At 70.6% G+C, this 12,361-nt stretch carries 2 protein-coding genes; both read right to left on the reverse strand.

Translation table 11 applies throughout. The features are described 5' to 3' along the window. A partial coding sequence (locus FGF04_RS30940; protein WP_408055691.1) for an SDR family NAD(P)-dependent oxidoreductase occupies positions 1–9,971 on the reverse strand: 9,971 nt, incomplete at its 3' end. A gap of 109 nt (positions 9,972–10,080) precedes the next feature. Continuing rightward, a partial coding sequence (locus FGF04_RS30945; protein WP_188114305.1) for an SDR family NAD(P)-dependent oxidoreductase occupies positions 10,081–12,361 on the reverse strand: 2,281 nt, incomplete at its 5' end.

The following is a 12,361-nucleotide window of genomic DNA, read 5'->3' on the forward strand; positions in this document are numbered from 1 at the left end:
CGGGCCAGGCGGGCGTGGTCGTGGGCGCTGAGGCGGCCTGCCATGCCGTGGGTGTGGTGCCAGGGGCCCCAGGCCAGGGAGTGCGCGGGCAGTCCCAGGCGCTGGCGGTGCTGGGCCAGGGCGTCCAGGCAGGCGTTGGCGGCGGCGTAGTTGGCCTGGCCCACGCCGCCCAGGAGCGCGGCGATGGAGGAGAACAGCACGAACGCGGTCAGGTCCATGTCCTGGGTGAGTTCGTGCAGATGCCAGGCCCCATCCGCCTTGGGTCCCAGCACCCTCTGCAGCCGCTGCGGCGTCAGATCCGCGAGCAGGGCATCGTCCAACACCCCCGCCGCATGCACCACAGCGGACAACGGGTGTTCAGGATCGATCCCGGCCAAGAGCGCGGCCAGGGCGTCACGGTCAGCCACGTCGCACGCCTCGATACGCACCGTGGCGCCGAGTCCGGACAGCTCTTCGATAAGGTCGCCGGCGCCGGGGGCCGCCATACCCCGGCGACTGGTCAGCAGCAACTGCCGCACCCCGTGGCGGGTGATCAGGTGCCGGGCGACCAGGGCGCCGAGACCACCAGTGCCGCCGGTGATGAGGACCGTGCCGTGCGCATCCCACGGCACGGTACCTTCGACGGCCTGCCTCTGGACCTGGACCCGCGCCAAACGGGAAACGTGGCAGACACCCTCACGAATCAGCAGTTCCGTCTCCGCGCCTGCCGCTTGGTCCAGGGTGGCCAACATCGCCTCGGAGTCCGGATGGCCATCCAGGTCGACGAGCACGATCCGGCCGGGATTCTCCATCTGCGCGGACCGGGTCAGGCCCCATACGGCCGCCCCGGCCGGGTCGACGGCCTCCTCCGGAGAACGAACCACGGCTTCCTGTGTGACAACCATCAAGGTGGAGGCCGACAACCGTTCCTCGGCCAGCCACGCCTGCAGCGCTTCCAGCGCCCCTTGCACCCTCTGACCAAACGGCCCCTCAGTCCCCCGGAGGTCGAGGACAACGGCGTCCGCAGCGTGCACGGCCGTCACCTCCGACGCGGACCGCACGGTGACGATGCGCCTCTCCCCCAACTCGGAGGAAGCGGACACAGGTGTGACGGGAATCCACTCCATCTGGAAGAGCGACCGATGGCCGACGGTCGATGTCGCACCCAGCTGGCCGGCGGAGATCTCGCGGTAGGCGAGAGAGTCCACTGTCGCAACGTGCGCGCCGGCGCCGTCGGCCAACGTCATCCGCAACGCGGAACCGGTCACCGAGATCTTCACCCGTAGCTGCGAGGCACCGGCGGCGTAAAGGCGTACCCCCCTCCAAGCGAAGGGGACTGCCGGGCCGCTGCCCGTATCGCCGTTCCCGCTGGCGTCGTCGACGAAGAACTTGGCGTGCAGGGCGGCATCGAGCAGTGCGGGGTGGATGGCGAATGCAGCAGCGTCACCGTTGGCTGTCTCGGGCAGTCCGACCTCGCAGAACACCGTGTCATCCAGCTGCCAGGCCGCCCGCATCGTCTGGAACATCGGCCCGTACTCAAGTCCGTATCCGATGAGCCCGTCATAGAAATCGTCCAGTGGTAGCGGGGTGGCATGGGCGGGCGGCCATGCCTCCATCCCTGTCGGGATGTCTGTCGGGTTGTTGGTGGGGGTGGTGTCCGGGGCCAGGAGGCCTTCGGCGTGCAGGGTCCATTGCTCGTCGAGGGGTGCGTCCTCGGGCCGTGCGTGGACGCGTACCTGCTGGCGTCCTTGCGTGTCGGGGGCGGCTGCCATCACCTGCACCGCGACCCCGCCCCGCTCGGGCAGGACGAGGGGGGCGTGCAGGGTGAGTTCCTCCAGCACCGTGCACTCCACTTCGTCGCCCGCCCGGATGGCCAGTTCGACGAAGCCGGTACCGGGGAACAGCACCGTGCCCATCACCGCGTGGTCGGCCAGCCACGGCTGCGCCTGGAGCGACAGACGGCCCGACAGCACCACACCCCCCGACCCGGGCAACTCCACCACGGCACCCAGCAACGGATGCTCCGCGCTCACCAGGCCCGCAGCACCCACTTCACCTCCCGCCTGAACAGAATTCGTCCAGTAGTGCTTGTGCTGGAAGGGGTAGGTGGGCAGGTCCACGAGATGGGCGGACCGGTCTGCGAAGAGAGCGGACCAGGTGACGGGCACACTCCGGGTATGTACGTCACCCAGGGCACGCAGGAGCTGGGCCACCTCGGGCCGGTCCCGGCGCAGGGCGGCAACCGCGTCCCCGTCCCGATCGGCCAAAGCGGTCAAGGTGGCGTCCGGGCCGATCTCCAGGAAAGTGTTCGCTCCCGCAGCACGCAATGCCTGCAGACCGTCACCGAAGCGGACCGCCTCGCGCACGTGGCGTACCCAGTAGCCGGGCGTGCACAGCTCCTCGGGGTCGGCGAGAGCACCGGTGAGGTTGGAGACCAACGGGATGGTGGGCGGGTGGTAGGTGATCTGTTCGGCCACCTCGCGGAAAGCCGCCAACATGGGGTCCATCAGCGGGGAGTGGAAGGCGTGCGAGACGCGCAGACGCCGGGTGTGCGCGAAACGGGCCGCAACCTGCATCACGGCGGCCTCCGCACCGGAAATCACCACCGCATCGGGGCCGTTGACAGCCGCGATCGCCACCCGCTCCACACCCACGAGTGCCGCCGCCACATCGTCTTCGGCGGCTCGTATGGCGACCATCGCACCACCCGCAGGCAAGGCCCCCATCAGCCGGCCCCGGGCCGCCACCAGCGCACACGCATCCGCCAGCGAGAACACCCCCGCCAGATGCGCAGCCGCCAACTCCCCCACCGAATGCCCGGCCACGAAGTCCGGCCGCACACCCCATGATTCCAGCAGTCGTCCCAGTGCGACTTCGAGTGCGAACAATGCCGGCTGCGCGAACTCCGTACCCTCCAAACGCCCTTGATCGGCGGAGTCGTCCGCCGCCCACATCACCTCCCGCAACGGCAGACCCAGCTCACCGATCACCTCGTCCAGGACGCGGGCGAACACCGGAAAGGCGTCATACAACTCCCGCCCCATCCCCAGCCGCTGACTGCCCTGACCGGAGCAGAGGAACGCCAGCCGACTCCCGGCCGCCACCCCGCTCGGCCGTTCACCGTGGGCCACCGCCTCCAACCCGCCCACCAGCTCGGCCCGGTCTGCGCCAACGACCACGGCCCGGTGTTCCAGTGCGGCGCGGGTGGTGGCCAGTGAGTATCCGACATCGACCGGGTCCACGTCCTGCTCGGCGACATGAGCTGCCAGTCGCCTGGCCTGCTCCCGCAGCGCTTGTTCGGTACGCGCCGACACCACCCACGGCACCACCGGCAACGCCGGACCGGACCGCTCGGCCGTCTCGACGGTCTCCGTCTCCGCAGCCTCCTCAAGGATCAGGTGGGCGTTGGTGCCACTGAGCCCGAACGAGGAGACACCCGCCCGGCGCAGACGGTCCTCGTCGCGCTCCCAGGACTGGGCCTGGGTGAGCAGCTGCACCGCACCCGCCGACCAGTCCACGTGCGGCGACGGCTCGTCCACGTGCAACGTCCGCGGCAGCACACCATGACGCATCGCCATGACCATCTTGATCACACTTGCGACACCAGAAGCCGCCTGCGTGTGCCCGATGTTCGACTTGAGGGAGCCCAGCCACAACGGCCGGCCCTCCGACCGGTCCTGCCCATACGTCGCCAGCAACGCCTGCGCCTCGATCGGATCCCCCAGCGCCGTCCCCGTACCGTGCGCCTCCACCACATCCACATCCGCCACCGACAACCCCGCACCGGCCAGCGCCTGCCGGATCACCCGCTGCTGAGACGGACCGTTCGGAGCCGTGAAGCCGTTGGAGGCGCCGTCCTGGTTGACCGCCGAACCCCGGACGACCGCCAGCACCCGGTGATTGTTGCGCCGCGCCTCCGACAGCCGCTCCAGGACGAGAACGCCGACGCCCTCGCCCCAGCTGGTGCCGTCGGCCGACGCCGAGAACGCCTTGCACCGACCGTCGCGAGACAGCGCGCCCTGGCGGCTGAACTCGGTGAACATGTCCGGCGTGGACATCACGGACACGCCACCGGCCAGGGCCAGGGAGCATTCGCCCCGCTGCAGTGCCTGGCGGGCGAAATGGATCGCGACCAGCGACGAAGAGCACGCCGTGTCCACCGTGACCGAGGGCCCCTCCAGACCCAGTGTGTAGGAGACGCGGCCCGAGATCACACTGCCCTGGACGGCGCTGGCGACGTAGTCGTGGTGCATCAGGCCCGCGTACACGCCGGTCGGGCTTCCTTTGAGCGTCCCCGGGTCGATGCCGGCTCGTTCGAAGGCCTCCCAGGACGCCTCCAACAGCATCCGGAACTGGGGGTCGAGTCCCAGCGCCTCACGCGGGGAGATACCGAAGAACTCCGGATCGAACTCCGCGGCTTCGTAGACGTATCCGCCGTCGAGGACGTAGGTGGTCTCCGGGCGGCTGAGTTCGGGGTCGAGCAGTCGGTCGAGGTTCCAGCCCCGGTTCGTGGGGGGATCGGAGGTGATCCCGTCAACGCCGTCGACAACCAGTTGCCACAAGCCCTCGGGGCTGGTGACGCCGCCGGGGTAGCGGCAGGCGATGCCGATGACGGCGACCGGGTCGTCGGTATCGGTGGGCCCGACCGTGGGGGCCACCACGGACAGCAGGTGGGTACCGGACGCCTCGGCGAGCAGGAAATCGGTCAGGGCGCGCGAGCTCGGATGGTCGAAGACGACGGTGGCAGGCACCCGCAGGCCCGTCGCGGTCTGGAGGCGGTTGCGCAGCTCGACTGCGGTCAGGGAGTCGAACCCCAGCTCCTGGAAGGCCCGTTCCGCCTCGATGGTGTCGGCCGTCGCGTGCCCCAGGACGGCTGCCACATGAGTGCGGACCAGGTCGAGAACGGTCCGCTCCCGGTCGGCGTCCGACAGCCCGGCCAGCCGGGCGGCCAGGGCCGATGTGCCGGCCGCCGCCCCTTCGCTGCGGGCGGCTCGCCGCAGTGGCGCACGGACCAGGCCCCGGAACAGGTGCGGGATGCCGTCGGTGCGAGCCCTGATCGCCGCGGTGTCGAGGTGGATCGCCAACGGCACGGGCACGGTCACCGTGAGGGCCGCGTCGAACAGCGCGAGCCCTTCGGCGACGGTGAGTTCGAGCATGCCCCAGCGGTTGACGCGCGCCACGTCGACCGTGCTGAGCTGCCGCCTCATGCCCTGGCCCTCGCCCCACAGGCCCCAGGCCACGGTCCGGGTGGGCAGGCCCTGGGCACAACGGAACTCGGCGAGGGCGTTCAGGAAGAGGTTGGCCGCCGCATAGTTGCCCTGTCCGGGACCGTTCACCACGCTGGCCGACGAGGAGAACAGTACGAACGCGGTCAGGGGCATGTCGCGGGTCAGCTCGTGCAGGTTCCAGGCGCCGTCCACCTTGGGCCGCAGCACGTGGTCCAGCTGCTCCGGGGACAGCGCGCCGACGACGCCGTTGTCGGCGACACCGGCGGCGTGGACGACTCCCGTCAGTGGATGAGCGGGGTCGATGGTGGAGAGGAGCGCGGCCAGCGCGTCACGGTCGGCGACGTCGCACGCTTCGAGGCGCACCGAGGTGCCCGCTTCTTCCGCGGACAGCTCCGCCACGAGGTCGGCGGCGCCGTCGGCGGCCGGGCCCGTACGGCTGACCAGCAGCAGGTGGCGTACGCCGTGCTCGGCCACGAGGTGCCGGGCCACGACACCGCCCAGGCCGCCGGTGCCGCCCGTGATCAGCACGGTTCCGTCGGTGCGCCACGGGGAGGCAGGGGCTTCTTCGGCGGCCGGTGGCGTGACGGCCGCCAGCCGGGGAACGAAACCTGCCCCGGCGCGCAGCGCGAGCTGCGGCTCACCCGAGGCGAGGGCCGAGGCGAGAGCCGCCTCGGAGGCCGGGTCGTCGTCCACGTCGATCAGCGTGAACCGGTCGGGGGTCTCCGCCTGGGCCGACCGCACCAGCCCCCAGACCGCCGCGCCCGGGAGATCGGTGACCGCCTCGCCACCGTCGGCGGATACCCCCTCGCCTGCCGCGGAGGATCCTTCGGCGTCGGCCGAGGCTCCTTCACCGTTCACGACGGAGACCGCGCCGTGCGTCACCACGACGAGGCGCTCGGATCCCTCCCACTCCTGAAGCGCCGCCAGGACCCGGCGGGTCGCGGAGCGGGTCTGCTCGGGGACGGAGGCCTCCGGATTCCGGGGGCTGTGCAGCACGGTGAAACCTTCGGAGGTCGCCGGAGCCGTTGCGCTGTCCGACGTCGCAAGAGGAACCGGTGTCCAGTTCACCCGGTACAGGGAGGACTCCCCGGTGTCTGTGCCTGTACCTGTGCCCCGGAACCCGCTGAGTTGCTCCACCGACACGGGCCGGGCCATCAGCGAGTCGACGGTGAGCACAGGTGCGCCCGTGGTGTCAGCCACCGACATGCGCAGTCCCTCGCCGTGCGGCGAGACCTTCACGCGGACCTCGGAGGAACCCGTCGCCAGCAGGGAGACGCGGTTCCAGGCGAACGGGATCGAGGTCTCCCCCATGCCCTTGTCGCCGTCCGCGTCGCCCGAGTCCAGGAACCTGGTCTGCAGGGCGGCGTCCAGCAGGGCGGGGTGCAGACCGAACCCGACGGCATCGGCCTGCGCCTCGGCCGGGAGCACGATCTCGGCGAACAGGTCCGCGCCACGGCGCCAGGCGGCACGCAGGCCCTGGAACGATGGGCCGTACGCGAAGCCCTGCTCGACCAGCCGTTCGTAGAGCCCGTCCACAGACAGGGCGGCCGCCCGCGCCGGGGGCCAGACCACCAGGTCCGATGTCACCGGCTCGGCGGTTCCCTCGTCCGCCGGCACGACCACACCACTGGCGTGCCGCAACCACGCCTCACCAGCAACGTTCTCACCGCGCGAGTACACAGCCACCGAGCGGGCTCCCGAGTCCTCGGGCGCGCCCACGACCACCTGGATCACGACGGCGTCTTGCTGTGCGAAGACGAGTGGAGCCTCGATGGTCAGCTCGTCGACAACCGGACAGCCCACCTCGTCCCCGGCCCGGATCACCAACTCCACGAAGCCGGTGCCGGGAAGCAGTACGGTGCCCATGACCTCGTGATCCGCCAACCACGGGTGCGTACGTGGAGAAAGCCGCCCGGTGAACAGCACTCCCCCGGAGTCGGCGAGGGCGACAGCGGCGCTCAGCATCGGGTGGTCGACAGGCCCCAGGCCGATCGACGCGGCGTCTCCGGCGGGAGCCGCACCGTCCATCCAGAAACGCCGGCGCTGGAAGGCGTACGTGGGCAGGTCCACGGGACGGGAGGGCCGGTCCTTGAAGAATGCGGGCCAGTCGACGGGGACGCCACGGGTGTGCAGGTGGCCGAGTGCGTTCAGCAGGTGGGGGCCTTCGGGGCGGTCCCTGCGCAGGGTGGCGACCGCGTCCCCGTCCCGGTCGGCCAGAGCGGTCAAGGTGACGTCCGGGCCGATCTCCAGGAACGTATCCACTCCCGCCGTGCGCAGGGACTGCAGGCCGTCGCCGAAGCGGACCGCTTCGCGGACGTGGCGTACCCAGTAGCTGGGTGTGCAGAGTTCTTCGGGATCGGCGAGAGCACCGGTGAGGTTGGAGACCAGGGGGATGGTGGGCGGGTGGTAGGTGACCTGTTCGGCCACCTCACGGAAAGCCGCCAACATCGGATCCATCAAAGGCGAATGGAAGGCGTGCGAGACGCGCAGGCGCCGGGTGTGCGCGAACCGTGCCGCGACCTGCGTGACCGCTTCTTCCGCACCGGAGATCACCACCGCGTCGGGGCCATTGACAGCCGCGATCGCTATTTGGTCCACACCCACGAGTGCGGCTGCGACGTCGTCTTCGGTGGCTCGTATGGCGATCATGGCGCCGCCTGTGGGCAACTCGCCCATCAGCCGTGCGCGTGCTGTCACCAGCGCACACGCGTCCGTCAGGGAGAACACTCCGGCCAGGTGTGCAGCCGTCAGTTCACCGACCGAATGCCCGGCGACGAAGTCGGGGCGTACGCCCCATGATTCCAGTAGTCGTCCCAGTGCGACTTCGAGTGCGAACAGTGCCGGCTGCGTGAACTCGGTGTCGTTCAGGCGACCGTGATCTTTTGCCTCTTCCGCCGGCCACATAATGTCCTGCAGAGGCAGACCCAGCTCTGCAGTCACCTCGTCCAAGACGCGGGCGAACACCGGGAAGGTCTCATACAGCTCCCGCCCCATCCCCAGCCGCTGACTGCCCTGACCGGAACAGAGAAACGCCAGCTTGCCCGGACGGACCGAACCCGCCACCACATTCACCCCGGTGTGCCCCTCGGCGACCTGGACCAGTCCGTCCAGCAACCCGGCACGATCGGCGGCGGTGACGGCCGCGCGGTGTTCGAACGCGGCGCGGGTGGTGGCCAGTGAGTGGGCCAGGTCGCGCAGGGCCAGGTCAGGATGCTGTTCGAGGTGGGACAGCAATCGGGCGGCCTGGCCGCGCAGCGCCTCCTCGTTCCGGCCCGAGACCAGGAACGGCGGGAGCGGGATGTCGGCGGAGACGTTGCAACCGGCCTCGTCCTGTGGCGAGGCCGGTCGCGCCTCGTCGTCGGTCTCGACCTGGGCATTGTCCTCCGGAGCCTCTTCGAGGACGAGGTGGACGTTGGTGCCGCTCATGCCGAAGGAGGAGACACCGGCCCGGCGCGGACGGCCCTCGGGATGCCATGCTCGCGCATCGGTCAGCAGTTCCACCGCCCCGACCGACCAGTCCACGTGCGAGGTCGGCTCGGTGACATGCAGGGTCCGGGGCAGCAGGTCGTGGTGCATGGCCATGACCATCTTGATCACTCCGGCCACCCCGGCCGCCGCCTGGGCGTGACCGATGTTGGACTTCAGCGAGCCCAGCCACAACGGCCGCTCCTCGGGGCGTTGTCCATACGTGGCCAGCAGCGCCTGGGCCTCGATCGGGTCGCCCAGAGTGGTGCCGGTGCCATGTCCCTCGACGACGTCGACGTCGGCCGGCGTCAGGCGGGCGTTCATGAGTGCCTGGCGGATCACGCGTTGCTGTGCAGGGCCGTTGGGGGCGGTCAGACCGTTGGAGGCGCCGTCCTGGTTGACCGCCGAGCCGCGAACGACGGCCAGCACCCGGTGACCGTTGCGCCGTGCGTCGGAGAGCCGCTCCAGCATCACCAGACCGACACCCTCGGACCAGCCCGTGCCGTCGGCACTCTCGGAGAAGGGCTTGCAGCGTCCGTCGGCGGCCAGGCCGCCCTGACGGCTGAACGCGACGAACGGCTCGGGCTTGATCAGCAGCGCCACTCCCCCGGCCAGCGCGAGTGAGCATTCCTGGCGGCGCAGCGACTGGCAGGCGAGGTGCAGGGCGACGAGCGAGGAGGAGCAGGCGGTGTCCACGGTCACGGCCGGACCTTCGAGCCCCAGCGTGTAGGACACCCGCCCGGTGATCACGGCACCGGCACTGCTGGTGCTCATGTGTGCCTCGGCGATCTCGGGCCGGGTGGCCACCAGTTCGCCGTAGGCCTGGCTGCTCGATCCGACGAACACACCGACCGGCGCGCCGCGCAGTGCGTGGGGGTCGATGCCGGCTCGTTCGCAGACCTCCCAGGCGGTCTCCAGGACCAGCCTCTGCTGGGGGTCCATGGTGAGCGCCTCACGCGGCGATATGCCGAAGAAGCCCGGATCGAAGTCCCCGATGTCCGAAACGAATCCGCCCTCGTGCACGTACGAGGCGCCCGGCCGGTCCGGGTCCGGGGTCAGGAGTGCGTCGAGGTCCCAGCCCCGGTCCGACGGAAAGGGCTCGATCGCGTCGTTCCCCTCGGCGACCAACCGCCACAGGTCGTCCGCCGAACGGATGCCTCCGGGATAGCGGCAGCTCATCGCGACGATGGCGATCGGCTCCTGCTCCTGGGCCTCCGCCTGCCGCAGTCGCTGACGCGTCTGGTGCAGTTCGGCGCTGACCTTCTTGAGGTAATCGAGAATCTTCTTCTCGTCCTCCACCACCGTCACCCCACTGAGCAGATACCGACGGACTCTCGCGAGGGGCAAGAATCCGGTCGGCGTCGAAGGCGCGCCTACCCCTAACCGCCCCTACCGGCCTGCCGGGGACTCACCCCACCCCGAGTTCCTTGTCGATGAAGGCGAGCACGTCGGCGGCGCTCGCCCCCTGGAGACGGTCGGCGACAGCGGCGGTGTCGGTACCGTCCGTTGCGTCCGTGCTCTCGGTGAGACGGGAGATCAGCGACTGGAGCCGGGCGGGCAGCCTGGTCCTGGTGATCTCCTCGGGCGGGAGTGCGGTCATCGTGGCTTCCAGCCGGGCGAGGTCCGCCAGTACGCCCTCGACGGTTCCCGGTCCGCCGTCGAAGAGCTCCATGCGCAGGTGCCGCGCGAGCGCCGCCGGAGAGGCGTGGTCGAACACCAGGGTCGCGGGCAGCAGCACCCCTACTGTGGCGCCGATCCGGTTGCGGAGATCGATCGCGGTCATCGAGTCCATGCCGAGATCCTTGAACGCACGGTCCTTGCCGATCTCTGCCGGGTCGTCGTAATTGAGCACCTGTGCCACCTGCTCGTTCACCAACCGGACCAGTGCCGGCTCCCGCTCGGCCTCGGGCAGTGCCGCCAACCTGGCCACCAGGGCCGGATCGCCGCTGCCGGGTCCGGGACCGCTGCCGGCCGGTTCGGAGCCGTCGTGCACCGCGAGCGCGGCGGCCGCCTCGGGCAGTGCCCGCACCAGGGGACGCGGACGGGCGAAGGTGTAGGTCTCGGCGAACCGCGGCCAGTCGAAATCGCCCGCCACGAGGTGGGTTTCGCCGTCGGTGAGGGCTTCGCCGAGCAGGGCCAGAGCCGACTCGGCGGCCAGGGCGGGAGCGCCGATCCGTCGCAGGCGGTCCGCCGCCTCCTCGTCGACCATGCCGCCCCGCCAGGCGCCCCAGGCGACGGAGGTCGCCGCCGCGCCGCGGGCCCGGCGCCGGTGCGCCAGCGCGTCGAGGAAAGCGTTCGCGCCCGCGTAGGCGCCCTGTCCTGCGCTGCCCCAGACGGCGGCGCCCGAGGAGAAGAGGACGAAGGCTTCGAGCGGCTGCTCAGCCAGTAGCTCGTCCAGATGTGCGGCACCGGCGATCTTCGGCCTGCCGATCTCCGCGAACTCCGTCAGGGACGTCCCCGACAGGCTCGCCGACCGGTGCATGACTCCAGCGACGTGGAACACGGCGGTCAGCGGGTACTGCGCCGGAACACTGTCCAGGAGGGCGGCAAGCGCGTCCCGGTCACTGACGTCACAGGCCGTGATGGTGGCCCGGGCTCCCGACTCGGCCAGTTCGGCGGCCAGTTCGCCGGCGCCTTCCGCGTCGGGTCCCCGACGGCTGGTGAGCAGCAGGTGATCTGCGCCGTTTCGGGCCAGCCAGCGCGCGACACGGGCACCGAGGACGCCCGTGCCGCCGGTGACGAGCACGGTTCCGTGCGGCTGCCAAGGCCGGTCGGCGCCGGCTGCGCGTGGGGCACGTGGAGAGCGTGGGGCGCGTACCATCCGGCGGGCGAACACGCCGGACGGCCGGAGTGCCAGCTGGTCCTCGACCGGGTGACCGTCGTGACCGAGGAGCGCTTCCGCGAGGCGGTCGGCCACGGCGTCGTCCGGTGTGCCGGGCACATCGACCAGGCCACCCCAGGTGTCGGGACGGTCCAGCCCCAGTACGGTCCCCATCCCCCACACCACCGCCTGCGCAGGGCGGATCTCCTCGTCGCCCACGGGAACGGCACCGGAGGTCAGGCACCACAGACGTGCGGTGCAGGCCAGCGCCTCCAACGCCTGGACCAGGACGACCGTCGACGCCGTGCCGCGTGAGAGCGTGGGCTGCTGCTGATGCGGCTCCTCGTCCAGGGCCAGCAACGAAAGCACCCCTGCGGGAGCCACGTCCGTAGTGGCGAAGTGTTCGCGCAGCCGGGTGACGAGCGCTTCCTCGTCCGTGTCCTCCGCCACGATCGGGACCACGTGGGCGCCGGACCGGGCGAGCCCGTCGACGATCGTCGACGTCAGCGGATGAGCACGGTGTGAGGGCGGCACTACGATCGTCCAGGTACCGGTTGGCGCACCCGTTCCCGTCGCGGTTGCCGAGCCGAGCTGGACCGGATGCCAGGTGATCCGATAGCGGAGGTGGTCCAGAGCGGACCGGTCGCGGGTGCGGCGGCGCCAGGACGACAACGCGGGCAGTACCGGTGCCAGATCGGCGGACTCGATACCGAGGTCCGCCGCGAGGGAGCCGAGCTCCTCGCTCTCGACCGCCTCCCAGAACCCGCGCTCGGCAGGGTCGGCAGCCGCTGGAGCTTCGTCCGCGGCCGGGGTCAGCCAATAGCGTTTGTGCTGGAAGGGGTAAGTGGGCAGGTCGACGGGGTGGGTG

The sequence above is a fragment of the Streptomyces apricus genome, assembly GCF_008369065.1.
Lineage (GTDB): Bacteria > Actinomycetota > Actinomycetes > Streptomycetales > Streptomycetaceae > Streptomyces > Streptomyces apricus.